Origin of the sequence: Pseudomonas sp. NFR02 (genome assembly GCF_900119375.1) — a bacterium.
GTDB lineage: Bacteria > Pseudomonadota > Gammaproteobacteria > Pseudomonadales > Pseudomonadaceae > Aquipseudomonas > Aquipseudomonas paracarnis.
On sequence record NZ_FPJJ01000005.1, the window covers coordinates 167,972 to 194,205 of the forward strand.

Annotated in this window: 27 protein-coding genes; 16 read left to right on the forward strand and 11 right to left on the reverse strand. The window is 61.6% G+C overall.

Features of this window, described 5'->3' with window-relative positions; all coding sequences use genetic code 11:
- Nucleotides 1–365: 365 nt before the first annotated feature.
- A complete protein-coding gene (locus tag BT199_RS16750; protein ID WP_020301367.1) occupies nucleotides 366–635 on the forward strand; it encodes a DUF6124 family protein in 270 nt (89 codons plus the stop codon).
- Between the two features lie 86 nt (nucleotides 636–721).
- Nucleotides 722–916: a DUF6124 family protein gene (locus BT199_RS16755; protein WP_371914266.1), complete on the forward strand. Its 195-nt coding sequence runs from the start codon at nucleotides 722–724 to the stop codon at nucleotides 914–916.
- 115 nt (nucleotides 917–1,031) lie between these two features.
- Here the strand turns inward: BT199_RS16755 and nagE are convergent, their stop codons facing one another.
- From nagE to BT199_RS16790, 7 genes are all read right to left on the reverse strand, one after another.
- The gene (gene nagE, locus BT199_RS16760) at nucleotides 1,032–2,729 is read right to left on the reverse strand and encodes an N-acetylglucosamine-specific PTS transporter subunit IIBC (RefSeq protein ID WP_072435077.1); all 1,698 of its coding nucleotides are present in this window, start codon (nucleotides 2,727–2,729) and stop codon (nucleotides 1,032–1,034) included.
- A gap of 26 nt (nucleotides 2,730–2,755) precedes the next feature.
- A complete protein-coding gene (gene ptsP / locus BT199_RS16765; protein WP_014719793.1) occupies nucleotides 2,756–5,266 on the reverse strand; it encodes a phosphoenolpyruvate--protein phosphotransferase in 2,511 nt (836 codons plus the stop codon).
- 30 nt (nucleotides 5,267–5,296) lie between these two features.
- Nucleotides 5,297–6,319, reverse strand: a complete 1,023-nt coding sequence (locus tag BT199_RS16770) for an SIS domain-containing protein (RefSeq protein ID WP_139271615.1) — start codon at nucleotides 6,317–6,319, stop codon at nucleotides 5,297–5,299.
- Complete coding sequence (nagA, locus tag BT199_RS16775; protein ID WP_072435079.1) at nucleotides 6,300–7,406, reverse strand: N-acetylglucosamine-6-phosphate deacetylase; 1,107 nt, start codon at nucleotides 7,404–7,406, stop codon at nucleotides 6,300–6,302. The genes BT199_RS16770 and nagA overlap by 20 nt, the downstream gene beginning before the upstream one ends.
- A gap of 10 nt (nucleotides 7,407–7,416) precedes the next feature.
- Entirely contained in the window at nucleotides 7,417–8,175 is a 759-nt protein-coding gene (locus tag BT199_RS16780) for a GntR family transcriptional regulator (protein WP_003193978.1), read from the reverse strand.
- A gap of 262 nt (nucleotides 8,176–8,437) precedes the next feature.
- The gene (locus BT199_RS16785) at nucleotides 8,438–8,941 is read right to left on the reverse strand and encodes a L,D-transpeptidase family protein (RefSeq protein ID WP_014719790.1); all 504 of its coding nucleotides are present in this window, start codon (nucleotides 8,939–8,941) and stop codon (nucleotides 8,438–8,440) included.
- A gap of 37 nt (nucleotides 8,942–8,978) precedes the next feature.
- A complete protein-coding gene (locus tag BT199_RS16790; RefSeq protein ID WP_003193976.1) occupies nucleotides 8,979–9,527 on the reverse strand; it encodes an NUDIX hydrolase in 549 nt (182 codons plus the stop codon).
- Between the two features lie 147 nt (nucleotides 9,528–9,674).
- Between BT199_RS16790 and BT199_RS16795 the strand changes: the two genes are divergently transcribed.
- The 5 genes from BT199_RS16795 to purT all read left to right on the forward strand — a co-directional run bounded on the left by BT199_RS16795 (nucleotide 9,675) and on the right by purT (nucleotide 12,914).
- On the forward strand, nucleotides 9,675–10,277 hold the full coding sequence (locus BT199_RS16795; protein ID WP_014719789.1) for a CoA pyrophosphatase: 603 nt from the start codon (nucleotides 9,675–9,677) through the stop codon (nucleotides 10,275–10,277).
- A gap of 35 nt (nucleotides 10,278–10,312) precedes the next feature.
- A complete protein-coding gene (locus BT199_RS16800; RefSeq protein ID WP_072435080.1) occupies nucleotides 10,313–10,834 on the forward strand; it encodes a gamma carbonic anhydrase family protein in 522 nt (173 codons plus the stop codon).
- Entirely contained in the window at nucleotides 10,831–11,046 is a 216-nt protein-coding gene (locus BT199_RS16805; protein ID WP_014719787.1) for a DUF1289 domain-containing protein, read from the forward strand. The genes BT199_RS16800 and BT199_RS16805 overlap by 4 nt, the downstream gene beginning before the upstream one ends.
- A gap of 148 nt (nucleotides 11,047–11,194) precedes the next feature.
- The gene (locus tag BT199_RS16810) at nucleotides 11,195–11,662 is read left to right on the forward strand and encodes a preQ0 transporter (protein ID WP_014719786.1); all 468 of its coding nucleotides are present in this window, start codon (nucleotides 11,195–11,197) and stop codon (nucleotides 11,660–11,662) included.
- 70 nt (nucleotides 11,663–11,732) lie between these two features.
- Nucleotides 11,733–12,914: a formate-dependent phosphoribosylglycinamide formyltransferase gene (purT, locus tag BT199_RS16815; RefSeq protein ID WP_072435082.1), complete on the forward strand. Its 1,182-nt coding sequence runs from the start codon at nucleotides 11,733–11,735 to the stop codon at nucleotides 12,912–12,914.
- Nucleotides 12,915–13,035: 121 nt separating this feature from the next.
- On the opposite strand, the gene BT199_RS16820 is transcribed toward purT, so the two are convergent.
- The 3 genes from BT199_RS16820 to BT199_RS16830 form a co-directional block, all read right to left on the reverse strand.
- Complete coding sequence (locus BT199_RS16820) at nucleotides 13,036–14,346, reverse strand: MFS transporter (RefSeq protein WP_003193968.1); 1,311 nt, start codon at nucleotides 14,344–14,346, stop codon at nucleotides 13,036–13,038.
- A gap of 365 nt (nucleotides 14,347–14,711) precedes the next feature.
- Entirely contained in the window at nucleotides 14,712–15,950 is a 1,239-nt protein-coding gene (locus BT199_RS16825) for a transporter associated domain-containing protein (protein WP_072435084.1), read from the reverse strand.
- 12 nt (nucleotides 15,951–15,962) lie between these two features.
- A complete protein-coding gene (locus BT199_RS16830) occupies nucleotides 15,963–16,775 on the reverse strand; it encodes a cytochrome C assembly family protein (RefSeq protein ID WP_003193966.1) in 813 nt (270 codons plus the stop codon).
- A gap of 232 nt (nucleotides 16,776–17,007) precedes the next feature.
- Here BT199_RS16830 and ffh point away from each other — a divergent pair, with 232 nt between their 5' ends.
- The 6 genes from ffh to BT199_RS16860 all read left to right on the forward strand — a co-directional run bounded on the left by ffh (nucleotide 17,008) and on the right by BT199_RS16860 (nucleotide 21,076).
- The gene (ffh, locus tag BT199_RS16835) at nucleotides 17,008–18,384 is read left to right on the forward strand and encodes a signal recognition particle protein (RefSeq protein WP_003193965.1); all 1,377 of its coding nucleotides are present in this window, start codon (nucleotides 17,008–17,010) and stop codon (nucleotides 18,382–18,384) included.
- 251 nt (nucleotides 18,385–18,635) lie between these two features.
- Nucleotides 18,636–18,887, forward strand: a complete 252-nt coding sequence (gene rpsP / locus BT199_RS16840; RefSeq protein WP_003175899.1) for a 30S ribosomal protein S16 — start codon at nucleotides 18,636–18,638, stop codon at nucleotides 18,885–18,887.
- Nucleotides 18,888–18,892: 5 nt separating this feature from the next.
- Entirely contained in the window at nucleotides 18,893–19,429 is a 537-nt protein-coding gene (gene rimM, locus BT199_RS16845; RefSeq protein WP_003175898.1) for a ribosome maturation factor RimM, read from the forward strand.
- Nucleotides 19,411–20,184 (forward strand): tRNA (guanosine(37)-N1)-methyltransferase TrmD, encoded by a 774-nt coding sequence (trmD, locus tag BT199_RS16850; RefSeq protein WP_153475158.1) that lies wholly within the window; start codon nucleotides 19,411–19,413, stop codon nucleotides 20,182–20,184. Before rimM ends, trmD begins: the two co-directional genes overlap by 19 nt.
- A 45-nt stretch (nucleotides 20,185–20,229) precedes the next feature.
- Complete coding sequence (rplS, locus tag BT199_RS16855; RefSeq protein ID WP_003175895.1) at nucleotides 20,230–20,580, forward strand: 50S ribosomal protein L19; 351 nt, start codon at nucleotides 20,230–20,232, stop codon at nucleotides 20,578–20,580.
- An 82-nt stretch (nucleotides 20,581–20,662) separates the two neighbouring features.
- Nucleotides 20,663–21,076 carry an acyl-CoA thioesterase gene (locus BT199_RS16860; RefSeq protein WP_003193963.1) on the forward strand — a complete coding sequence of 138 codons (414 nt, stop codon included), beginning with the start codon at nucleotides 20,663–20,665 and terminating at the stop codon, nucleotides 21,074–21,076.
- Here BT199_RS16860 and BT199_RS16865 read toward each other — a convergent pair whose 3' ends face one another.
- Nucleotides 21,077–22,885: a cation:proton antiporter gene (locus BT199_RS16865; RefSeq protein ID WP_014719784.1), complete on the reverse strand. Its 1,809-nt coding sequence runs from the start codon at nucleotides 22,883–22,885 to the stop codon at nucleotides 21,077–21,079.
- A gap of 107 nt (nucleotides 22,886–22,992) precedes the next feature.
- Here BT199_RS16865 and xerD point away from each other — a divergent pair, with 107 nt between their 5' ends.
- The 3 genes from xerD to BT199_RS16880 all read left to right on the forward strand — a co-directional run bounded on the left by xerD (nucleotide 22,993) and on the right by BT199_RS16880 (nucleotide 26,202).
- On the forward strand, nucleotides 22,993–23,889 hold the full coding sequence (xerD, locus tag BT199_RS16870) for a site-specific tyrosine recombinase XerD (protein WP_014719783.1): 897 nt from the start codon (nucleotides 22,993–22,995) through the stop codon (nucleotides 23,887–23,889).
- Nucleotides 23,890–24,037: 148 nt separating this feature from the next.
- Nucleotides 24,038–24,769 (forward strand): thioredoxin fold domain-containing protein, encoded by a 732-nt coding sequence (locus BT199_RS16875; RefSeq protein ID WP_005791088.1) that lies wholly within the window; start codon nucleotides 24,038–24,040, stop codon nucleotides 24,767–24,769.
- A 128-nt stretch (nucleotides 24,770–24,897) separates the two neighbouring features.
- Nucleotides 24,898–26,202: a homoserine dehydrogenase gene (locus tag BT199_RS16880; RefSeq protein WP_005791086.1), complete on the forward strand. Its 1,305-nt coding sequence runs from the start codon at nucleotides 24,898–24,900 to the stop codon at nucleotides 26,200–26,202.
- The last annotated feature ends 32 nt before the right edge of the window (nucleotides 26,203–26,234 follow it).

Consider the following 26,234-nt stretch of genomic DNA (forward strand, 5'->3'; position numbering starts at 1 on the left):
TTGTCCTGTCATGCATCAACCCACTGTGGGAGCTGGCTTGCCTGCGATGGCGCCGGTGCAGGCGCCTCAGAACTTTCCGACAAGCCTTTCAGGTTGTCCCTCGGAACGGGTACCACTAACCTTCGTCAGTCGCTGCCAATTCAGCGACCGGGACTGCAAGCCCGCCGAAACCTCACCAGTTAGTCACAAGCGCCTTTATAATTGCGGCGCTTTTTCATGGTCGCCATTTATGGCGGCTGTGTGCGGGAGACCTTCGGGTCTACCGAGACTTGCTGGTGATTCTCGGTCTTGCAGGCCCGCACACAGCTGCCACCCATCATCTGCAAGTGATGCTGGTAGTTCTTACTTCACACCAGAGGTTTACCATGATCAAAGACAGCCCAAATCCCCCATCTGATTCCCAGCCCACCGACCAAATCTTCACCATCCTAACCAACCTGAACAGCGAAACCCTGCTCGCCAACGCCTCCCAAGACCTGGCATCCGTGCAGGCACTGGCGGGTCAACTGGCTTTTGATGTCGACGGCCCCCTGCGTGATGCAGTGCTGGGGATTCATCGGATGGTGGAAGGGATCCAGTTGATGGTGGATCGGGTGCTGGATCTTCACGAAGTGTCAGCAGCCACGGCTAACTGATCGTTCCCACGCTCCGCGTGGGAATGCATCCTGTGACGCTCAGCGTCACCCTTGCGCAGGGCGGGACGCAGAGCGTCCGGGGCGGCATTCCCACGCAGAGCGTGGGAACGATCGGTCAAGACCTGGCATCCGTGCAGGCACTGGCGGGTCAACTGGCTTTTGATGTCGACGGCCCCCTGCGTGATGCAGTGCTGGGGATTCATCGGATGGTGGAAGGGATCCAGTTGATGGTGGATCGGGTGCGGGATCTTCACGAAGTGTCAACAGCCACGGCTAACTGATCGTTCCCACGCTCCGCGTGGGAATGCATCCTGTGACGCTCAGCGTCACCCTTGCGCAGGGCGGGACGCAGAGCGTCCGGGGCGGCATTCCCACGCAGAGCGTGGGAACGATCGGTCAGGCGTTGATAGGGCGGGTAACCAACCGCTCCAAAGCCTCACCCAAACCTAAAGCCTTGTCACCAATCAACAAGTGCCAAACCCCGCTATCCAGCTGGCTCACACCCTTGCAACCCAGCGCAGTGAGGTCCGCTTCAGACAGCACCGAATCATCCCCCAACTCCACCCGCAACCGGGTCATCGCTACCGCTTCCAGTTGGCGCACATTCTCTCGGCCACCCAGGGCATTCAGCCACTTTTCGGCCTCGTGTACATTCACCGCCACCGGCTTATCCACAGGCGCAACCGCTACAGGCGTTGCGGCAACAAACCCCGGCATCGCCAAGCGAATCTCATCAGCAATGCTATCGGCCATCGGCCCAACCACCACCTGCAAACTGCCGCCGTTACCCGGGCGCACTACAGCCATGGCACCCAGCGCTTTCAGTTCAGCATCCACCGCCTTGTTGCGATCCACCATGTCCAAGCGCAGGCGCGTAGTGCAAGCGCCGACACTGAGCAGGTTCTGCGCACCACCCAACGCCTGGATATAAGCCGTCGCACGCTGGTTGTCACTCATCGCTTCGGCCTGCACCACCTGGATATCTTCCCGGCCCGGTGTCTTCAGGTTGAAGCGGCGGATGCAGTAGCTGAATACCGCGTAGTAGATCACCGAGTAAGCCAAGCCCACCGGTACCACCAGCCAGCCATTGGTGGACTTGCCCCAGCCCAGCACCATGTCGATAAAACCACCGGAGAAGGTAAAGCCGAGGTGGATATTCAGCATATTGGTCACGGCCATCGACAGGCCGGTCAGCAGCGCATGCAGCAAGTAGAGGAACGGTGCGAGGAACATGAAGGCGAATTCAATCGGCTCGGTCACCCCGGTCAGGAACGAGGTCAGCGCCATCGACAGGAAGATCCCGCCCATGACCTTGCGCCGCTCCGGCAACGCGTTGCGGTACATCGCCAGGCACGCCGCCGGCAGGCCGAACAGCATCACCGGGAACATACCGGTCATGAACTGGCCGCCTTTCGGGTCGCCGGCGAAGTAGCGGGTCAGGTCGCCGGTCACCACCGCGCCGGTTGTCGGGTCGGTAAACGTGCCGAACACGAACCACGCCATATTGTTGAGGATGTGGTGCAAGCCAGTGACGATCAGCAGGCGGTTGAATACGCCGAATACGAACGCACCCAGACTGCCGCTTTCCATCAGCAATACGCCGAAGCTGTTGATGCCGTGCTGGATCGGCGGCCAGATCAGGCCAAAGATTACGCCCAGGCCCACCGCCGAAAAGCCGGTGACAATCGGTACAAAGCGTCGTCCGCCAAAGAACGCCAGGTACTCCGGCAGCTTGATGTCTTTGAAGCGGTTATACAGCGCGCCCGCCATCAGGCCGCTGGCGATACCGGCGAGCATGCCCATGTTGATGGACGTGTCCATCACCTTGAGTGTGGAGATCATCACCAGGTAGCCAATCGCCCCGGCCAGGCCGGCGGTGCCGTTGTTGTCGCGAGCAAAACCCACGGCGATGCCGATGGCGAAGATCAGCGCCAGGTTGGCGAAGATCGCCTGCCCGGCATCGTGCATCACCGCGATGTTGAGCAAGTCGGTGTCGCCCAGGCGCAGCAGCAAGCCGGCGATTGGCAGGATCGCAATCGGCAGCATCAGTGCGCGGCCCAGGCGTTGCAGGCCTTCGATAAAGTGTTGGTACATGGCGTGTCTCCCTATTCTTGTTGTTTTCAGCTCAGCGGCCAGTGGTGTTGACAGGCTTGGCGAACGGCCTTGGCGCTGCTCAGGTCGAGCAGCTCAAGGCTCCGTTGCCGGCATTGCGCCGCGTCCAGGTGGCGGACGCGGTCCTTGATTTCGCCGATCTGCGGCGGGCTTACCGACAGCTCGGTGACTCCCAGGCCAACCAGTACTGGCGTGGCCAGCGGGTCCGACGCCAGGGCACCGCACACGCCGACCCAACGGCCGTGTTTCGCCGCACCGGCGCAGGTCTGGGCGATCAGCCGCAGCAGCGCCGGGTGCAGCGCGTCAACACGGGCGGCCAAGCCTGCGTGGTCGCGGTCCATGGCCAGGGTGTACTGGGACAGGTCATTGGTGCCGATGGACAAAAAGTCCGCGTGTTCAGCCAACTGTTCAGCCATCAGCGCGGCGGCGGGCACTTCAATCATCACGCCCAGTTCGGGGCGTTGCGTCAGCTCCAACTCCGCGCACAGTTCATCCAGGCGCTGGCGGATCTGCAGCAGTTCATCCACCTCGCTGACCATCGGCAGCAGGATGCGGCAACGCGCCAGCGGGGTAACTTGCAGCAGGGCGCGCAGTTGCTGGTCGAGCAGTTCCGGGCGTACCTGAGCCATGCGAATACCGCGCAGGCCCAGTACCGGGTTGGCCTCGACGGGCAGCGGCAGGTAGTCGAGCTGCTTGTCGCCGCCCACATCGATGGTGCGGATGATCACCGACTTGTCGCCCATGGCATCCAGCACAGCCTGATAAGCCTGGCGCTGTTCTTGCTCATCCGGCGCGGTGCGACGGTCGACGAAGAGGAATTCGGTGCGCAGCAGGCCGACGCCGTCGGCGCCGTTGTCAAACGCCACTTGGGCTTCGGCGCTGGAGGCGACATTCGCCGCGACTTCAACCGTCACGCCGTCAGTGGTGTTCGCCGATTGCCGGGCTTGGACCTGTTGCTGCTGGCGTCGCAACTTCTGTGTTTCGCGAATCTGGTGAACTTCGGCGTGGCGCGCTTCGCTGGGGGCCAGTTCCAGGCGGCCGTTGGCGGCATCGAGCACCACCCGTTGGCCTTGGGGTACGTCGAGCACTTCATTGCCCAGGGCGACGAGACATGGCAGGCCTTTGCCCCGGGCCAGAATCGCCACATGGGAGGTCGCACCGCCTTCGGCCATGCAGATGCCCGCAGCCTGTTGCGCGCTCAATTGCAGGAGGTCCGAAGGTGTCAGCTCATGGGCACTGACAATCGCCCCCGCCGGCAATTCGAAATGCCAGGCTTCACCCAGCAACGCCCTTAGCACCCGTTGTTGCAGGTCGCGCAGGTCGTTGGCGCGCTCGGCAAACAGTGGCTTGCCCAATGCCAGCAGCACGGCGCACTGGGCCTGGATCGCATCCCGCCAGGCGTGGGTGGCGGCGCTGCCCTGTTCGATGGTTGCGCTGGCGGCGTCGAGTAACGTCGGGTCTTCCAGCAGGGCGAGGTGCGCGGCGAAGATCTCCTCTTCTTCGACGTTCTTGCGTTGGCGGGCCAGTTCCAGAGTGTTGCGGATTTCGCCACGCACTTGCTCAAGAGCCACATCCAGTCTTTGCAGTTGTTCGTCGACGTTATGGGTGTCGGTATCTTCCGGCAACTCGATGCCCGCCAGGCGGAACAGCGGCCCACATACCAAGCCCGGCGCGGCGCAGACGCCTTGCAGCACATTGGCTTCGGTATTCGCCCGGCGTGGTGTGGCGGCGACCGGCGTGTGGTGTTCCTCGTGGATCGCCACGGACAGCGCGGCGACCAATGCCTGTAACGCCGCCTCGCCATCCTTGCCGCGACAGCTCACCCGTACCTCGTCACCTTCACCAATACCCAGCCCCATCAGGCCGATCAAGCTGTCGCAAGCCGCCGTCTTATCACCGAAGTGCAGCTGTGACTGGCTGCTGAAACCCTGAGCAGTCTTGCGGATCAGTGCAGCAGGGCGTGCATGCAATCCGCCACGGTGTGTGATGCGCACTGTAGCGCTCACTTGCGCGTCCGAGTTATCCACAGCGGTGTTAACCGGTGCGGATGTGCGCACGGCAATCCGCATCAGCGCGTCACCGACCTTCACCGTCTTGCCTGCAATCGGTTGCAGCTCAAAGCGCTCACTGTTGGTCAGGATGATCAAGCTCACCAGGCTCTTGCACTGGCGCGCAATGCGGTCCAGATCAAACTGCACCAACGGCTGACCCTCGCTCACCCGTGCGCCTTCCTTCACCAGCAAGGCAAAGCCTTCGCCATTGAGTTCCACGGTGTCGATGCCCACATGCATCAGTACTTCGGCACCGTTATCAGCGCGGATGGTCAGGGCGTGCCCGGTGCGGGCGACGTGGATGATCACGCCGTCACAGGGCGCCTGCAGGCAGTCGTTCAGCGGGTCGATAGCGATACCGTCGCCCATGGCGCCGCTGGCGAACACTTCGTCGGGGACGCGGTTCAGGGCCAGCACCGGCCCACTCAAGGGGGCGCTAAGGGTCAATGGATTATTGTTGTTGGGCATGGGCACGGTACTCATCAGGAAAACGCCGCTTTAGTGCGTGCGGGTGACTTTGCTCAGGTGGCGCGGCTGGTCCGGGTCCATGCCCCGTGCCTGCGCCAGGCCGGCGGCCATCACGTAGAAGCTCTGGATCGCCAGGATCGGGTCCAGGCTCGGGTGTTCGGCGCGGCTCAGCGTCAGGTCGCGTTCGGCGATATCGTCCGGCGCGGCCAGCAGCACGCGGGCGCCGCGTTGGCGCATGTCGGCGGCCAGGCTCAGCAGGCCGGCCTGCTCGGCGCCGCGTGGGGCGAACACCAGCAGAGGGTAGTTCTCGTCGATCAAGGCCATCGGCCCGTGGCGCACTTCGGCGCTGCTGAAGGCTTCGGCCTGGATCGCCGAGGTTTCCTTGAGCTTGAGCGCGGCTTCCTGGGCGATGGCAAACCCGGCGCCACGGCCGATCACCATCAAGCGCTGGCTGCCTTTGAGGGCGTCGACGGCCAGGCGCCAATCCTGTCTGGCGGCGTCACGCAGGCCCTCGGGTAAGGCCTGACAGGCTTGCAGCAAGTCGGCTTCTTGATTCCAGTGGCCGATCAACTGTGCACTGGCGCTGAGGGTGGCGATAAAGCTCTTGGTGGCGGCCACGCTGAGTTCCGGCCCGGCGCACAGCGGCACGTGGAACTCGCAGGCGGCTTCCAGCGGTGAGTCTTCGGCGTTGACCATCGAGATGCTCAAGGCACCCCGCTTGCGTAGCAGGCGCAGGCTGTTGACCAGGTCCGGGCTCTGCCCCGATTGAGAGAAACCAAACGCCACTTGGCCGCTGACTTTCATCGGCGCCTGCAACAGGGTCACCACCGACATTGGCAGCGACGCCACCGGAATGCCCACGTGTTGCATGGCCAGGTAGGCGAAGTAGCTGGCGGCATGGTCGGAGCTGCCGCGGGCGATGGTCATCGCCACTTGCGGCGGCTGGCGGCGCAGGCGGCCGGCGACTTCTTCCAGCATCGGGTCCAGGCGCTGCAGTTGGGCCGCGACGGCGTCGCAGGAGGCCAGGGCCTCTTCAAGCATTTTTGAAGTCAATGGTGTCTCCTTCGACCATTACGTCGGTGAGTGTCAGGGAGCGGTCCAGGCGCACGCAGTCGGCAAAGCTGCCCGGTTGCAGGCGGCCGCGCTCTTGCAAGCCCAGGTAGTCCGCAGGAAATTGCGACAGGCGTTGTGAGGCTTCACTGATGGGCAGGCCGATTTTCACCAGGTTGCGCAGCGCCTGGTCCATGGTCAGGGTGCTGCCGGCCAGGGTGCCATCGGCCAGGCGCACGCCGCCCAGGCATTTGGTCACGGTGTGGCTGCCCAGCTTGTACTCGCCGTCGGGCATGCCGGCGGCGGCGGTGGAGTCGGTGACGCAATACAGGCAGGGAATCGAGCGCAACGCCACGCGCATGGCGCCAGGGTGCACATGCAGCAAGTCCGGGATCAGCTCGGCGTACTGGGCGTGGGCCAGCGCGGCGCCGACGATGCCGGGTTCGCGGTGATGCAGCGGGCTCATGGCGTTGTACAAGTGGGTGAAACTGGTGGCGCCAGCGGCCAGGGCGGCAACGCCTTCTTCATAGCTGCCCAGGGTATGGCCGATCTGCATGCGCACGCCGCGTTCGCTGAGGGCGCGGATCAGGCCGTCGTGGCCGGCGATTTCCGGGGCGATGGTGATCACCCGGATCGGCGCCAGGCGCAGGTAGGCTTCCACTTCGGCCATCAACGCGGTGTGGGCGAAGTTGGGTTGGGCGCCGAGTTTGCCCGGATTGATGTAGGGGCCTTCCAGGTGCACGCCGAGTACGCGGGCGCTGCCGGCTGGGCGCTGTTCGCAGAACGTGCCGAGCTCACCAAGCACCCGGGAGATTTCTTCCACCGGCGCCGTCATGGTGGTGGCCAGCAGCGAGGTGGTGCCAAAACGCACGTGGGTACGGGTAATGGTCTCGAAGGCGCCCGCACCTTCCATGATGTCGGCGCCGCCACCGCCATGCACATGCAGGTCGATAAAGCCCGGCAGCAGGTAGGGCAGGTCGTTGTCGGCCGGGTCGCACGGCGTGCCGTCAATGGCGACAACCTTGCCGTGCTCGTGCACCAGGCGACCACGCATCCAGCCGCTGGGCGTGAGGATATTGTCTTCAGTCATGGGCAGTTCTCTAAGTTCGCAATTCGGCGGAATAATCATGGCGGCGCAGTTCTGCGACAAAGTCGTAGTAATCGTTGCGGCAGTAGGTGTCGGTGATTTCAATCGGCGTGTTATCGGCGGTATAGCCCACGCGGGTCATCAGCAGCATGGCGGTGCCGGGGGCGATGCCGACCAGCGCGGCGAACTCATCCGAGGCATTGATCGCCTGGATATGCTGCAAGGCGCGTACGATGGGCTTGCCGATGCTTTCCAGGTATTCGTACAACGAATTGCCGATGGCCTGGGGATGGGGCAACACCGAGGCCGGCATGGCGGTCATTTCAATCGCCATCACCGTGTCATCGGCTTTGCGCAGTCGCTTGAGGCGCGCCACTTTGTCGGTGGGCGACAGGCCCAGGCGGATCAGTTCTTCATGGGTCGGCGGGGTGATGTCGCGCTCCAACCACTGAGACGTGGGCACAAACCCCTTGAGCCGCAGCATTTCGCTGAACCCCGACAGGCGTGACAAGGGTTGTTCCAGGCGCGGCGTGATGAAGGTGCCGGAGCCTTGGCTGCGACGGATCAGGCCTTGAGCCAACAACACTTCCAGCGCTTTACGGGCGGTGACCCGCGAGATGCTCAGTTGCTCGCTGAGGGCGCGTTCCGAAGGCAGGGCCTGTTCGGATTTCCACTGGCCGGCATGGATCGCTGCTTCAAGGCTGCGGGCCAGTTGCAGGTACAGCGGCGTGGATTGCTTATCGTCGGGGCGCAGGGCCAGGATGGGGTTCATCTGTCAGGTTTCCGATGCGTTATTGGAGTGTTGTCGCCCGGTAATGGCCGAAAACTAATACCACTTAAATACCATGTCAATGCTACCAAAACGGTGCGAATCCCGGTTTCAGGGCGCTTTAATGGAGCTTGGTATCAAGTGGTATTAGAGAGGTCTTTGTGGCGCGCACAAGTGCAGGGTCCCGCGCGGTGAACTGGTATTCACCGGCAGGCGCTGCCTGGGGCAGGAATTATTTTCGAATTATTTTACGAACGGCACGCGATTACGGCCGAATCTCGATGAGGGTGCCGTCTTTGACCAGATTCCACACTTCGCGCATATCCACATTGCGCATGCCGATGCAGCCGTCGGTCCAGTCCAGGGTGTGGAACCACTGTTCCGGGTAGTCTTCGGTGTCGGGGGTGCCGTGGATCATGATCATGCTGCCCGGCTTCACGCCTTCGCGGCGGGCGCGGGCGGCGTCGCTGATGTTCGGGTAGGAAATGTGCATGGCCAGGTTGAAGCGGTCGCTGGTCTTGCGCCAGTCGATCCAGTAGAGGCCTTCGGGTGTGCGGCGGTCGCCTTCGATCAGCTTGTGGCCCTTGGGGTTCTTGCCCAGGGAAATGCGATAGGTCTTGAACGGCTTGCCGTCGTTGATCAGCTGCAGTTGGTGGGCGGACTTGAGTACCAGGACTTTCTCGACCGTTTTACCGCCAAGGGTTTGCACCGTGGAGGCCGGGGACAGCGTGGCGAACGACAGGCAGATCAGAGCAAGCAACCAACGCATTGAAACGGTATCCCTTTGGCGACGATCGGCCGGCTTGTTATTGGGCGGGCTTGGACAGCGGTGGCACAGATTCGCTACGTACCGGGTACGCCTGTTGACGACGGTCAGCGAAGAAGCATTCTAAGGTACGCCCGACCGTGCGGAAAGCCAGCTCGGACCAAGGGATATCGGCTTCGTCGAACAGCCTCACTTCCAGGCTCTCCTGGCCAGCGGCGAAGTCCAGGTCGATCAGTTCGGCGCGGTAGAAGATATGCACCTGGCTGATGTGCGGCACGTTGATCAGGGTATAGATGCTCAGGTTGCGCACCCGGGCGCAGGCTTCTTCCAGGGTTTCACGCATGGCGGCCTGTTCGACGGTCTCGCCATTTTCCATAAAGCCTGCGGGCAGGGTCCAGTAACCCAGGCGTGGCTCGATGGCGCGGCGGCACAGCAGCACTTGGTCGCCCCATACCGGCACGGTACCGGCGACGATATTGGGGTTCTGGTAATGAATGGTCGAGCAGTGGTCGCATACATAGCGCAGGCGTGCGTCGCCTTCGGGAATGCGTTGGGTTACCGGTTTGCCGCACTGGCTGCAGAAATTCATGCTGGGGTTCCTGGACAATGGGCACATCTTGGCTCGGTGCCGGGCGTTCCTGCAAGTTGTCGTTTCGCGACAGCGCTGCGGTTTTGGGGTTGGGCGCTCGCACGCTTTGGTGCATGATGCAAGGTAGCCAACAGACCGAGATGACTCATGCTGGACGAGCTACTTCGCCGGGTAAGCAATCACACCCCCCACACTCTGGAAACCGACGGGCGTTTCCCCGAGGCTGCGGTGCTGGTGCCGATTACCCGCAGTGACGAACCCGAGCTGATCCTGACCCTGCGCGCCAGCGGCCTGTCGACCCACGGTGGCGAAGTGGCCTTTCCCGGCGGGCGCCGCGACCCCGAAGACCCGGACCTGATCTTTACCGCCTTGCGCGAAGCCGAAGAAGAAATCGGCCTGCCGCCGGGGCTGGTTGAAGTCATCGGCCCGTTGAGCCCGCTGATTTCCCTGCACGGCATCCGCGTAACGCCCTATGTGGGCGTGGTCCCCGATTACGTCGAATACCTGGCCAACGACGCCGAGATTGCCGCCGTTTTCAGCGTGCCTTTGGACTTTTTCCGACAGGACCCACGCGAACATACCCATCGCATTGATTACCAGGGCCGCAGTTGGTATGTGCCCAGCTACCGGTTCGGTGAATACAAAATCTGGGGGCTGACGGCAATCATGATTGTCGAGCTGATCAACCTGCTCTATGACGATGCCAAGATCAGCCTGCACCATCCGCCCAAGAGCTTCATCAATCTATAAGCCATCGTTTAAATGGCATGCCGTGAGGAAAAACCATGAAATACCGCCTGGGCGACGCCCGCGTCGAGACCCATCCCAACAGTTGGGTTGCACCGAATGCCACGCTGGTGGGCAAGGTCAAGCTGGAGGAGGGCGCCAACGTCTGGTTCAACGCGGTGTTGCGTGGCGATAACGAGCTGATCCTGATCGGCAAGAACAGCAACGTGCAGGACGGCAGCGTGATGCACACCGACATGGGCTACCCGCTGACCCTTGGCACCGGCGTGACCATTGGCCATAACGCCATGCTGCACGGCTGCACCGTCGACGACTACAGCCTGATCGGTATCAACGCAGTGATCCTCAACGGCGCCAAGATCGGCAAGCACTGCATCATCGGCGCCAACTCGCTGATCGGTGAAGGCAAGGAAATCCCCGACGGCTCGCTGGTCATGGGCTCGCCGGGCAAAGTGGTGCGTGAGCTGACCGATGCGCAAAAGCGCATGCTTGAAGCCAGCGCCGCGCACTATGTGCATAACTCGCAGCGTTATGCCCGTGACCTGGTCGAGCAGGAATGAGCACGATTGAACGACCGGTCGCCTCGCCCTGCGTCAGCATTTGCGCACTGAATGATGACGATATCTGCACCGGCTGCCAGCGCAATGTGGATGAAATCACGCGCTGGAGCCGCATGGACAACGCCGAGCGCCGGGTGGTGCTGGGGTTGTGCCATGAGCGGGCGGTGGCGAGTGGGATGGTGTGGATGACCCCTGGGAAATCTGGCGCCTGACAGGCCGCCATCGCAGGCAAGCCAGCTCCCACCCTTGATGTGTGAATACCCTCACATGTGGGAGCTGGCTTGCCTGCGATGAGGCCCTGCCAGACGACATCCTTGTAATTGTGTACCCTGTGCGGCATTGCCCACAGGTCCATCCTCCATGTTTTTCCTGATCGCCTACATCAGCAGCGTCGTGCTGATCAACTTCGCCTTCTCCACCGCCCCACACCTGGACATCATCTGGTCCGCCTGGGGCGGCCTGGTATTTATCCTGCGCGACATGGTGCAAACCCGCTTCGGCCATGGCGCAATCATCGCCATGCTGGCGGCACTGGTGCTGTCCTATATCACCTCCGACCCGTCCATCGCCCTGGCCAGTGCCACGGCGTTTGCGGTGTCCGAATGCATCGACTGGCTGGTGTTCAGCATCACCAAGCGCCCGCTGCATGACCGCCTGTGGATAAGTTCGGCGCTGAGCATTCCCCTCGATACCTTTATCTTTTTCGGCCTGATCGGCGCACTGACGCCGGCGGTGGCGGGCACGGCGTTGGTGTCCAAGTTCGCCGGTGTCACCGTGGTCTGGCTGATCATGGCCTGGCGCATCCGCCGGCGGGCTGTCGCCAACTGAGGCCAATTTTTACAGTTCATGTAAAATGCCGGCCTTTCTCCCCCATGATCCGCTCCCCTGAGGACCTGAGATGACCCGAATCGGAACTCCATTGTCGCCAACCGCGACCCGCGTTTTGCTGTGTGGCTGCGGTGAGCTGGGCAAGGAAGTGGTAATCGAACTGCAACGCCTGGGCGTTGAAGTGATTGCCGTGGATCGCTACGCCAACGCGCCGGCCATGCAGGTGGCGCACCGTAGCCATGTGATCAACATGCTTGACGGGGCCGCATTGCGTGCGGTGATCGAGGCGGAGAAACCGCACTTTATCGTGCCGGAAATCGAAGCCATCGCCACCGCGACCCTGGTGGAACTAGAGGCCGAAGGCTTTACCGTCATTCCGACCGCCCGCGCCACGTCGTTGACCATGAACCGTGAAGGCATCCGTCGCCTGGCCGCCGAAGAACTGGACCTGCCGACCTCGCCGTACCACTTCGCCGACACCTTCGAAGCCTACAGTAAGGCTGTCCAGGACCTGGGCTTCCCGTGCGTGGTCAAGCCGGTGATGAGTTCGTCGGGCAAGGGCCAGAGCCTGTTGCGCAGCACTGATGACGTGCAGAAAGCCTGGGACTACGCCCAAGAGGGCGGGCGTGCCGGCAAGGGCCGGGTGATCATCGAAGGTTTTATCGACTTCGACTACGAAATCACCCTGCTGACCGTGCGCCACATCGGCGGTACCACCTTCTGCGCGCCGGTAGGGCATCGCCAGGAGAAGGGCGACTATCAGGAGTCCTGGCAGCCGCAGGCCATGAGCCCTATTGCCCTGGCAGAGTCAGAGCGCGTAGCCAAAGCCGTGACCGAAGCCTTGGGCGGTCGTGGTCTGTTTGGTGTGGAGTTGTTCATCAAAGGCGATCAGGTGTGGTTCAGCGAAGTGTCGCCGCGCCCCCATGACACTGGCCTGGTGACCCTGATTTCTCAGGACCTGTCGCAGTTTGCCTTGCACGCGCGCGCCATCCTCGGCCTGCCGATCCCGTTGATCCGTCAGTTCGGGCCTTCGGCGTCTGCGGTGATCCTGGTGGAAGGGCAGTCCACCCAGACCGCATTCGCCAACCTCGGCGCCGCGCTGAGCGAGCCGGATACAGCGTTGCGTCTGTTTGGCAAACCTGAAGTGAACGGCCAGCGCCGCATGGGCGTGGCACTGGCGCGGGACGAGTCGATTGAAGCGGCTCGTGCCAAGGCGACCCGTGCTTCCCAAGCAGTTGTTGTAGAGCTCTAAGCCGCCACGCTCGTTCCCACGCTTTGCGTGGGAATGCCTCTTGTGACGCTCTGCGTCGCGCTTGGGGACGCAGAGCGTCCCTAACTGCATTCCCACGCAGAGCGTGGGAACGAGCATGGGGTCAGGCGACCTTGTTCAAGTCGTTATCCCGCGTCTCTTTCAGGCACAGCACCGCAATCAAACTCAGCAACGCTGCCGCCGACACATACCCACCGACATAACTCAGCCCGCCCATCGCCACCAGCTTGGTCGCGAAGAACGGCGCCGCCGAGGCCCCCACGATCCCACCCAGGTTATACGCTGCCGATGCACCGGTATAACGCACGCGGGTCGGGAACAATTCCGGCAGCAGGGCGCCCATCGGTGCGAAGGTCACGCCCATCAAAAACAGCTCCAACGCCAGAAACAGCGCCACGGCCCAGGTCGAGCCATGGGTCAGCAGCGGCTCCATGGTAAAGCCCGACAGAATTGCCAGGACCGCGCCGACAATCAGCACCGGCTTGCGCCCGTAGCGATCACTGGCCAAGGCGGCCAATGGCGTTGCCAGCCCCATGAACAGCACCGCAAAGCACAGCAGGCCGAGGAAGGTTTCACGGCTGTAGCCCAAGGTGGAAACGCCGTAGCTCAACGAAAACGCCGTGGTGATGTAGAACAGCGCATAGCACACCACCATCGACGCGGCGCCCAGCAGTACCGGCAGCCAATGCTGGCTGAACAGTTCCACCAGCGGCACTTTCACGGGTTTTTCCTTGGCCACTGCATTGGCGAACACCGGCGTCTCATGCAGTTTGAGGCGCGCATACAGGCCCACCATCACCAGCGCGGCGCTGAGGATGAACGGAATGCGCCAGCCCCAGCTGCGAAATTGCTCGTCATTCAGGCTCATGGCCAAAATCAGGAACAAACCGTTGGCCGCCAGGAAGCCTATCGACGGGCCCAGTTGGGGAAACATGCCGAACCAGGCGCGCTTGCCCTTGGGGGCATTCTCGGTCGCCAGCAAGGCCGCGCCGCCCCATTCTCCACCCAGGCCGAGGCCTTGGCCGAAGCGCAAAACACACAAGAGAATCGGGGCCCAGGCGCCGATGCTGTCGTAGCCCGGCAACAAGCCGATCAAGGTGGTGCACACCCCCATCAGCAGCAGCGAAGCCACAAGGGTTGATTTACGGCCGATGCGGTCGCCGAAGTGACCGAACAACGCCGACCCCAGTGGCCGGGCGATAAAGGCGATGCCGAAGGTCAGAAACGACGCCAGCATCTGTGCGGTGCCGGAGGTCTGTGGGAAAAACACCGGGCCGATCACCAGAGCGGCAGCCGTGGCGTAGATGTAGAAATCGTAGAACTCAATGGCGGTGCCGACGATGCTCGCCGTGGCGACGCGGGCGGTCGAGTTGGCAGGTGCGGCGCTCGCGGCCTCTTGGTAGGTGGTGCTCATAACGTTATCCCTGACGGTTATTGCGCGTTTGGACGCGGATTATTATTGGTCGAACACCCATGGATCAGGGCTATGCGCGGAGCGGCTCGGGATGGGAGCAAACGCCGGTCGGACATGGTAAGGCGGTGCCAGGACACGCTGAGTGCGGGTAGCACGCGGTCGGGCGGGGCTTGGGTAAGCCGCAGGGATTATAGGAAGGGGGCTAAGGATCCAACAAGGGGCTGGTGAGGATCTATGGCCTGGAACTGGATCAATGTGGGAGCTGGCTTGCCTGCGATAGCATCCCCTCGGTTCAACTGAAGGACCGAGTCGCCTGCATCGCAGGCAAGCCAGCTCCCACATTGACCGGGTTGAGCCTGCTGAGGTCAGGCGGCCACTGGCACGTGGCTGGTATGCCAGATCAATACTTTGCTCACCCGGTTGTCTTCGGTCTCGAGGATTTCCAGGCGATAGCGGCCGACTTTCAGGCACACCGCGCAATCGGGGATGGTTTCCAGCGCTTCGGTCACCAGGCCGTTGAGGGTCTTGGGACCGTCGCTGGGCAGGTGCCAGCCCAGGCTTTTGTTCAGTTCGCGGATCGAAGCGGCGCCGTCGATGATGTAGCGGCCATCGGGCTGGGCTTCGATATGCGGGTTATCCACCGCCTGATCGCTTTCGAATTCGCCGACGATCTCTTCCAGAATATCTTCCAGGGTGACGATGCCCAGCACTTCACCGTACTCGTCCACTACCATGCCCAGGCGCCGCTGTTGTTTGTGGAAGTTCAGCAGTTGCAGCTGCAACGGCGTGCTTTCCGGCACGAAGTAAGGCTCGTGGCAGGCAGCGAGCAGGGCCTCTTTGGTCAGGCTGGCGTCAGGCAGCAGGTGTTGGACCTGCCGGGTGTTGAGCACGGCCTGCACCTGGTTGATGTCGCTGTGGAACACCGGCAGGCGTGTGCGCGGCGAGGTGCGCAACTGTTCGATGATGTTTTCTATTGGCTCATCGAGGTTGATGCCGTCCACTTCACTGCGCGGCACCAGGATGTCGTTGACCGTGATGTTGTCTAGGGCATGGATACCGGGCAGGCCGGGAGTGCGGTCGGCGTCGGTATCGGGCTCTGGGTTGTCATCATGGTCGGGCAGGGGCTCGTCGCTGTTTTTCGCCACGCCGGATTTGCGTGCAAACGGGCGCAATAACAGCAGGCTGATGCCATTGAGCAGCCAGGCCAGGGGGTAGAGGATTTTCAGCGGCACGCCCAGCAATGTATTGCCAAAGCCCAGCACTGCCTGAGGGTGACGGGTGGCCAGGGCGCGGGGCAGGTAGTCGGCCAGCACCAGCAGCGCTGCGCAGGAAATCAGCCAGCCTAGCCAGGGCCCGTTCTCTGCCCAGGCATAGATTGCCAGCAGGGTGCAAAGAATCACCACGGCGGCGCGACACAGGCTGTTGCACAGGATCAGGCTATGGCGCGGGAAGCTCAGGCGGGCGGCCGCCTTGTCGCCCTGGCGGGTGCCAGGGCTCAGGGCCAGCAGGTGTTGTTGCGCAGCTTCTATGGCAGTAAACAGCGCCGCCCACAAAATCAGCAGGGCAATTACGGCGAGCATCGGCCCTAAGGGCAAGTTGTCCATGATCACTGCCCGTCAGATATGCAGGATGTATTCGCGAACCAGCTTGCTGCCGAAATAGGCCAGCATCAACAGGCAGAAACCGGCCAGGGTCCAGCGGATGGCCTTGTGCCCGCGCCAGCCGAGGCGGTTGCGCCCCCACAGCAGCACGCTGAACACGACCCACGCCAGGCACGCCAGCAAGGTTTTATGGACCAGGTGCTGGGCAAACAGGTTTTCGACGAACAGCCAGCCGGAGATCAGCGACAGTGACAGCAGGGTCCAGCCGGCCCACAGGAACCCGAACAGCAGGCTTTCCATGGTTTGCAGGGGCGGGAAGTTCTTGATCAGCCCCGACGGGTGCTTGTGCTTGAGCTGGTGATCCTGCAGCAGCAGGAGCAGGGCCTGGAACACCGCGATGGTGAACATGCCGTAGGCGAGGATGGACAGCAGGATGTGAGCGAGGATGCCCGGCTCCTCGTCGATCACCTGTACGGTGCCGGTGGGGGTGAACTGCGCCAGCAGCACCGTGAGCATTCCCAGGGGGAATAGCAGCACCAGCAGGTTCTCCACCGGAATCCGGTAGCAGGCCAACAGCGTCAGCGCGATGACGGCCGCGGCGATCAGGCTGGCGGCGCTGAAAAAGTCCAGGCCCAGGCCGACCGGGGTCATCAGGTGGGTGAACAGGCTGGCGGCATGGGCTAGCAGGGCCAGCACGCCAAGGCCGACGAGCAGACGTTTGTCCGCTTTGGCGCCTTGGGCCAGACGAGTGCCCTGATAGAGGGTCGCAGCGGCATACAAAATGGCGGCGGCGAGGCTGGGTAGCAAACTGGGTGACAAGGGGAGCATAAATCCTGGTAGGCAAGCCCGAAAGGCGTTGAGTTTGGCACACACCTGCGTTGCACGAAAGACTCCCGGGCCAGACAGCGGGTGTGCATGGGCGCAGTCTTCGCTATAATCCGCGACCTGCCCACGCCGCAGGCTCGGCGAACGCTGTTTTTAATAGCGATTTCCCCCAGCCTGGGCCGCCATTACCTCGGTCTACCTGCATTTCGATGAATAGGGCCTGAAAGGATCGCGCATGTTTGAAAACTTGACTGACCGTCTCTCGCAGACGCTGCGCCACGTTACCGGCAAGGCCAAGCTGACCGAGGACAATATTAAAGACACCCTGCGTGAAGTGCGCATGGCGTTGCTGGAAGCCGACGTGGCTTTGCCGGTGGTGAAGGACTTCGTCAACTCGGTCAAGGAGCGTGCGGTCGGCACCGAAGTGTCCCGCAGCCTGACCCCGGGCCAGGCCTTTGTGAAGATCGTCCAGGCCGAGCTCGAAAGCCTGATGGGCGCGGCCAACGAAGACCTGAACCTCAGCGCCGTGCCGCCAGCCGTCGTGCTGATGGCGGGTCTGCAAGGTGCGGGTAAAACCACCACCGCCGGCAAACTGGCGCGCTTCCTTAAAGAGCGCAAGAAGAAATCCGTGATGGTGGTGTCGGCCGACGTGTACCGTCCGGCGGCCATCAAGCAGTTGGAAATGCTCGCGGGCGAAGTGGGCGTGACCTTCTTCCCGTCCGACCTGAGCCAGAAGCCGGTCGACATCGCCAACGCGGCTATTAAAGAAGCCAAGCTCAAGTTCATCGACGTGGTCATCGTCGATACCGCCGGTCGCCTGCACATCGACGAAGAGATGATGGGCGAGATCAAGGCGCTGCATGCCGCGATCAACCCGGTCGAGACCCTGTTCGTGGTCGACGCCATGACCGGCCAGGATGCGGCCAATACCGCCAAGGCCTTTGGTGACGCACTCCCGCTGACCGGCGTGATCCTCACCAAGGTCGACGGCGACGCCCGTGGCGGTGCCGCGCTGTCGGTACGTGCCATTACTGGCAAGCCGATCAAGTTCATCGGTATGGGCGAGAAGAGCGAAGCGCTCGAGCCGTTCCACCCTGAGCGTATCGCCTCGCGCATCCTCGGCATGGGTGATGTGCTCAGCCTGATCGAGCAGGCCGAAGCCACGCTCGACAAGGACAAGGCCGACAAACTGGCCAAGAAGCTGAAGAAGGGCAAGGGCTTCGATCTCGAAGACTTCCGCGACCAGCTGCAACAGATGAAGAACATGGGCGGCCTCGGCGGCCTGATGGACAAGCTGCCCAACATCGGCGGTGTGAACCTGGCGCAAATGGGCAACGCCCAGGGCGCGGCAGAGAAACAGTTCAAGCAGATGGAAGCCATCATCAACTCCATGACCCCGGCCGAACGCCGCGACCCTGAGCTGATCAGCGGTTCGCGCAAGCGCCGGATCGCCATGGGTTCCGGCACCCAGGTGCAGGACATCGGTCGCTTGATCAAGCAGCACAAGCAGATGCAGAAGATGATGAAGAAATTCTCCGCCAAGGGCGGTATGGCCAAGATGATGCGCGGCATGGGCGGTATGTTGCCCGGCGGCGGCATGCCTAAAATGTAAAGTATTCGAGCGCAAGCCTTGCTTGCGCTCCGCCCCACAAGGATGTGGGATCTCCAGCAAACCCGCCGTTGGCGGGCGCTGACTCGCCGTTTTAACCGACGGCTCTATAGCAGATCTGAATGGCACGCTGATAGGCGCCAGAAAAAGACATTTGCAAAAGTCCGGATATTCCTTAGAATATGCGGCCTTTCGGGCACCTATGCCCGCTGTGCATTTAGATTTGCAGCACCGACTACAGGAACGATGTTCACATGCTAACAATCCGTCTTGCCCTTGGCGGCTCCAAAAAGCGCCCGTTTTACCACTTGACCGTAACCGACAGCCGCAACCCGCGTGACGGTTCGCACAAGGAACAGGTTGGTTTCTTCAACCCTGTTGCTCGTGGTCAAGAAGTTCGTCTGTCCGTGAACCAAGAGCGCGTAGCCTACTGGCTGAGCGTTGGCGCACAGCCATCCGAGCGCGTTGCAAAACTGTTGAAGGACTCGGCTAAGGCCGCAGCCTGAGCAATATGAACGCGACGCCAGCTGTTGCTGATGATTTGATCGTTATCGGCAAGATTTACTCTGTTCATGGCGTTCGCGGCGAAGTGAAGGTGTATTCCTTTACTGATCCGACTGAAAACCTGTTGCAGTACAAAACCTGGACGCTCAAGCGCGAAGGGAGTGTGAAGCAGGTTGAGCTGGTCAGTGGACGCGGGAGCGACAAGTTCCTGGTCGCAAAGCTCAAGGGTCTTGATGATCGTGAAGAAGCTCGTCTTCTGGCCGGTTATGAGATCTGCGTGCCGCGCAACCTGTTCCCTGAATTGACCGACGGCGAGTACTACTGGTACCAGCTCGAAGGTCTGAAGGTTATTGATCAACTCGGGCAATTGCTGGGGAAAATCGATCATCTTCTGGAAACCGGCGCCAATGATGTAATGGTGGTCAAGCCTTGCGCTGGCAGCCTGGATGACCGTGAACGCCTGTTGCCCTATACCGAGCAATGCGTGTTGGCCGTCGACCTTGCAGCGGGCGAGATGAAGGTGGAATGGGACGCGGACTTCTAAGCGTGGCTAATTTGCGCATTGAAGTGATCAGTTTGTTTCCCGAGATGTTTTCCGCCATCAGCGAGTACGGCATCACCAGTCGGGCGGTGAAACAGGGGCTGTTGCAGCTCACCTGTTGGAACCCGCGAGACTACACGACGGATCGACATCACACTGTGGACGATCGCCCATTTGGCGGTGGCCCGGGCATGGTGATGAAGATCAAGCCCCTGGAAGATGCGTTGGTTCAGGCCAAGGCAGCCGCCGGGGAGAAGGCGAAGGTAATTTACCTGTCCCCTCAAGGCCGTCAGCTGAAACAGGCGGCGGTACGCGAACTGGCGAATGAGGAAAGTTTGATCCTGATTGCCGGTCGCTATGAAGGCATTGACGAGCGTTTTATTGAAGCTCATGTCGATGAAGAGTGGTCGATTGGGGACTATGTCCTGTCTGGCGGCGAGCTGCCGGCGATGGTCCTGATAGATGCGGTTACACGACTGCTGCCCGGAGCTTTAGGGCATGCGGACTCCGCGGAGGAAGATTCCTTCACGGATGGTTTGCTGGATTGCCCGCACTACACCCGTCCGGAGGTGTATGTGGATCAGCGTGTTCCCGACGTATTGCTAAGTGGCAATCACGCACACATCCGGCGTTGGCGTTTACAGCAGTCCCTTGGTCGGACCTATGAACGACGCGCCGATCTTCTGGAAAGCCGCTCGCTTTCTGGAGAAGAGAAGAAGCTGCTCGAGGAATACATCCTCGCGCGGGACGATAGTTAACAACGTATCGATGGTAGGTCCATTGACTTACCTTAGGAGCACAGCATGACTAACAAAATCATCCTTGCACTCGAAGCAGAGCAGATGACCAAAGAGATCCCTACCTTTGCCCCGGGCGACACCATTGTCGTTCAGGTGAAAGTGAAGGAAGGCGACCGTTCGCGTCTGCAAGCGTTCGAAGGCGTGGTAATCGCCAAGCGTAACCGTGGTGTGAACAGTGCTTTCACTGTTCGTAAAATCTCCAACGGTGTTGGCGTAGAGCGTACTTTCCAGACCTACAGCCCGCAAATCGACAGCATGGCCGTCAAGCGTCGCGGTGACGTACGTAAAGCCAAGCTGTACTACCTGCGTGACCTGTCCGGTAAAGCAGCTCGCATCAAGGAAAAACTGGCTTAAGTCCAGCTTCCCGATGCAGAAAAAAGCAGCCTACGGGCTGCTTTTTTGTGCCTGAAATTTGCCTATCTGCCGGTATTGACCCATGACCACCCGCCTCGAAGAAATCCAGCGCCGCACCGACCTGTCCGTCACCCACGTGACCAAGGCCGTGTTCCCGCCCACCACCAACCATCACAACACCCTGTTCGGCGGCACTGCCCTGGCCTGGATGGACGAAGTGTCGTTCATCACCGCCACGCGTTTCTGTCGCTTACCTTTGGTGACGGTCTCCACCGACCGTATCGACTTCAACCACGCGATCCCGGCTGGCTCTATCGTTGAGCTGATCGGTCGGGTGATCAAGGTCGGCAACACCAGCCTCAAGGTCGAGGTTGAAGTGTTCGTCGAGAGCATGAGCGCTGATGGCCGTGAAAAGGCGATCCAGGGCGTATTCAGCTTTGTCGCGATTGACGCCGATAAACGCCCTGTCCCAGTACTGCCTGGCTTTGTTGACTGATTACTCGGCGGTGCTGGCCTGCGGTTGAATGACCGCCAGCAAGGTCCAGCCCGCTACGGGCTTCAAATTGCTCTCGGGCGAGACCACGTGCACCCAGCCGCTGGTGTCCCTGGCAAACAGCAAGGTGGCGCGCTCGCCGTGCAACGCCTGGTACTGCTCCCAGCCAAAGCCGTCGGTGAGGCTGGTGCTGTACAACTCGGCGCCTTGGCCCAGCAGGCTGGCCAATTTGGTGTAGCTCAAGGGTTGGCTGCCCAGCAAGTGTCCGCGGTGTTCATGACTGGCCTTGTGCTTGTCGGTGCGACGGTTTTCCTGGCTGCTGGCCAGGGCGAACAGGCGATGGCCGAAGTCATGGCGAAAACGCATGGTGGCCAAGGCATTCAGTTCGCCAGAAGGCGAGAGGGCGAGCAGGTGCCCCAGGCCGACCAGGTCCAGATGGGATTCGGCATGCTGGGAGGCCGGGTTGCCGAAGTACGTAGGCAAGCCTTCCATACGACTGGCGCGGATGTTTTCCCAGCTGGAATCCGTCAGCAACACGCGGCTGCCCAATTGCTGCAACGCCTTGCCGAGTGCTCGCGCCGGGCCGTTCGCACCCACGATCAGGAAGCCGCTAGGCGCCGGCTCAGCGACTTTGAGCAGGCGGGCCAAGGGGCGTGCCGTGGCGCTTTGCAGCACCACGGTGCCGATGATCACCGCGAAGGTCAGCGGCACCAGCAACAACGCGCCTTCGTGGCCAGCCTCATCCAGGCGGATCGCAAAGATCGCTGACACCGCCGCCGCCACGATACCCCGTGGGGCGATCCAGGCCAGCAGTGCGCGCTCGCGCCAGTTCAACCCCGAGCCAAAGGTCGAAAGCGCCACGTTCAACGGGCGTGCAATGAATTGGATGATCAACAGCAGGATCAACACGAACGGCCCCAGGGCGATCATGGCGTTCAGGTCCAGGCGTGCCGCCAGCAGGATAAACAGCCCGGAAATCAGCAACACGCTGAGGTTTTCCTTGAAGTGCAGGATGTGCCGTACATCCACGCCTTTCATGTTCGCCATCCACATGCCCATCAGCGTGACCGCCAGCAGGCCGGACTCATGCATCACCTGGTTGGAAGCGATGAAGATACCCAGCACGCCCGCCAGTGTCGCCAGGTTATGCAGGTATTCCGGCAACCACTGGCGGCGCATGATCTGCCCCAGTACCCAGCCACCGGCGATGCCGAACAGGCTGCCGCAGAGGATGACGCCGCCGAAGGTCAGCAGGCTGTGGCTCAAACCATCGCCCGACGCACTGGCGATGATAAAGCTATACACCACTACCGCCAGCAGTGCGCCAATCGGGTCGATGACGATGCCTTCCCAGCGCAGGATATTGGCGATGGACGCTTTGGGGCGCACCACACGCAACATGGGCACGATCACGGTTGGGCCGGTGACCAGTGTCAGGGTGCCGAACAGCAGTGCCAGCATCCAGTCGAAACCCAGCAGCCAGTGGGTGGCCAGGGTGATCACCGCCCAGGTCGAGAGTGCGCCGACGGTGACCAGCCGGTGGACGACGCTGCCGATTTCCTTCCATTCCGACAGGTGCAGGGTCAGGCTGCCCTCAAACAGGATCAGCGCCACTGCCAACGACACCAATGGCATCAACAGAGGGCCGAACATTTCCTGCGGGTCGAGCCATCCGAGTATCGGCCCTGCCAGAATCCCGCTCAGCAGAAGAAACAGAATCGCCGGCAGTTTCAGGCGCCAGGCCAGCCACTGGCAGCCGAGTGCGGCCACGCCAATACCGCCAAAAGCCAACAAAATCTGTTGTTCGTTCATTAAAGCTTCCTGTTCCTTGAATTAGCGGGCTATGAAAGACTAATGGCTCTTGCCACAGTTCACTAAATAATTCGCGTATTGCCTTGTGCTGCGTTGCTTGAGTGCCCATGCCTGCCATTGACCATCCCCTGATCGACCGCTTCCTCGACGCCCTCTGGTTGGAAAAAGGCCTGTCGGACAACACACGCCAGGCCTACCGCAGTGACCTGGCGCTGTTTAACGGCTGGCTGCAGGAGAAAAAACTTGAGCTGAAAAATGCCGGGCGCGAGCTGATCCTCGATCACCTGGCCTGGCGCCTGGAGCAGAACTACAAACCGCGCTCCACTGCGCGATTCCTCTCCGGCGTGCGTGGCTTTTATCGCTACCTGCTGCGGGAAAAACTCATTGCCGTCGACCCGACCCTGCAAATCGACATGCCGCAACTCGGCAGGCCGTTGCCCAAATCCTTGTCGGAAGCCGACGTCGATGCCCTGCTCGCGGCCCCGGACCTGAGCGAGGCCATCGGCCAGCGCGACCGTGCCATGCTGGAGGTGCTGTATGCCTGCGGCCTGCGCGTCACCGAACTGATCAGCCTGACCCTGGAGCAGGTCAACCTGCGCCAGGGCGTGTTGCGCGTGATGGGCAAGGGCAGCAAGGAGCGGCTGGTGCCGATGGGCGAGGAGGCGATTGTGTGGGTCGAGCGCTACATGCGCGATGCGCGCCACGAACTGCTCGGTGGGCGCCCCAGCGACGTGCTGTTTCCCAGCCAGCGCGGCGAGCAGATGACCCGCCAGACCTTCTGGCACCGCATCAAGCACCAGGCCAAAGTGGCCGGGATCGGCAAGGCGCTGTCGCCCCACACCTTGCGCCATGCGTTCGCCACCCACTTGCTCAACCACGGTGCGGATTTGCGCGTGGTGCAAATGCTGCTTGGGCACAGCGACTTATCCACAACCCAGATCTACACCCATGTGGCACGCGCACGTTTGCAGGACATGCACGCCAAGCACCACCCGCGCGGATAAAACCGTCAGAAATGGCCCATTTTAGCTGTCGCGGTCTGCCCTCCCGCCCAACTGTGGTAGGCTTTGCCGGTTCGCAAAGGGGACGGCACCCGTTGTGTTCCAGATCTGTATTCTGCTCCCGTCCCTGCCTCTGCCTTCAGGAGTTCCCATGCGCTTGACCCAGATTATTGCCGCCGCAGCCATTGCGTTGGTTTCCACCTTTGCGGTCGCCGATGATGCGGCCGAGCAGACCATTCGCAAGAGCCTGGCCAACCTGGCGCTCGATACCCCGATCGAAAGCATCAGCGCCAGCCCCATGGCCGGCCTGTATGAAGTCAAGCTCAAGGGCAGCCGTGTGCTGTACGCCAGTGCCGATGGCCAGTACATCGTCCAGGGCTACCTGTTCCAGCTCAAGGACGGCAAGCCGGTCAACCTGACCGAGAAGGCCGAGCGCCTGGGTGTGTCCAAGCTGATCAACGGTATCCCGGTGGCTGAAACCGTGGTGTACCCGGCCATCGGCGAGACCAAGACCCACATCACCGTGTTCACCGACACCACCTGCCCGTACTGCCACAAGCTGCACGCTGAAATCCCGGCACTGAACAAGCTGGGCGTGGAAGTGCGCTACGTCGCGTTCCCGCGCCAGGGCCTGGGTTCGCCGGGTGACGAGCAGTTGCAAGCCGTATGGTGTTCGGCCGACAAAAAGGCGGCCATGGACAAGATGGTCGACGGCAAGGAAATCAAATCGGCCAAATGCGCCAACCCGGTTTCCAAGCAGTTCGCCCTGGGCCAGTCCATTGGTGTGAACGGTACACCGGCCATCGTTTTGGCCGACGGCCAGGTGATTCCGGGCTACCAGCCGGCGCCGCAAGTTGCCAAACTGGCACTGGGTGCCAAGTAAGCATTTATCGTTGAGCCTTTGACGATCATGGCCCGCCGAACCGTCGGCGAGTCATTAATTGAGAGCCGCAGTTGTGCGGCTGTTTTCACGGCCGACCTAGCGTCGGCCGTTTCATGGGGAGTTCTTCAGTGAAACCGGTCAAAGTAGGCATCTGTGGGTTAGGGACCGTCGGTGGCGGTACCTTCAACGTACTTCAGCGTAACGCTGAAGAAATTTCCCGCCGCGCAGGTCGCGGGATTGAAGTGGCGCAGATTGCCACGCGTTCGCCAAAGCCTCAGTTCGAAACGACCGGTATTGCGATTACCAACGATGTGTTCGCCGTGGCCACCAACCCTGAGATCGATATCGTCATCGAACTGGTTGGCGGCTACACCGTGGCCCGCGAGTTGGTGCTCAAGGCCATTGAGCACGGCAAGCACGTGGTCACCGCCAACAAGGCGCTGATCGCCGTGCACGGCAACGAGATCTTCGCCAAGGCCCGCGAGAAAGGCGTGATCGTGGCGTTCGAAGCCGCGGTGGCCGGTGGTATCCCGGTGATCAAGGCAATCCGCGAAGGCCTGTCCGCCAACCGCATCAACTGGGTGGCCGGCATCATCAACGGCACCGGTAACTTCATCCTCACCGAAATGCGCGAGAAGGGCCGTACCTTCGAAGACGTGCTGGCCGAAGCCCAGGCCCTGGGTTACGCCGAAGCCGACCCGACCTTCGACGTGGAAGGCATCGACGCGGCCCACAAGCTGACCATCCTGGCGTCCATCGCTTTTGGTATCCCGCTGCAATTCGACAAGGCCTACACCGAAGGCATCACCAAGCTGACCACCGCCGACGTGAACTACGCCGAAGCCCTGGGCTACCGCATCAAGCACCTGGGCGTAGCGCGCAGCACCCCGGCCGGTATCGAATTGCGGGTGCACCCGACGCTGATCCCGGCCGACCGCCTGATCGCCAACGTCAATGGCGTGATGAACGCGGTGATGGTCAACGGTGACGCCGCCGGTTCCACCCTGTTCTACGGCGCCGGTGCCGGCATGGAGCCGACCGCTTCGTCAGTGATCGCCGACCTGGTGGACGTGGTTCGCGCCATGACCAGCGACCCGGAAAACCGTGTGCCGCACCTGGCCTTCCAGCCGGACTCGCTGTCGGCCCACCCGATCCTGCCGATCGAAGCCTGCGAAAGTGCCTACTACCTGCGCATCCAGGCCCAGGACCATCCAGGCGTGCTGGCCCAGGTGGCCAGCATCCTGTCGGAGCGCGGTATCAACATCGAGTCGATCATGCAGAAGGAAGTCGAGGAACAAAACGGCCAGGTGCCGATGATCCTGCTGACCCACCGCGTGCTCGAACAGCACATCAACGATGCCATCCATGCCCTGGAAGCCTTGCAAGGCGTGGTCGGCCCGGTGGTGCGGATTCGCGTCGAACACTTGAACTAACCGATTTGTTCCAGGGGCCCCGTCCATTCGGC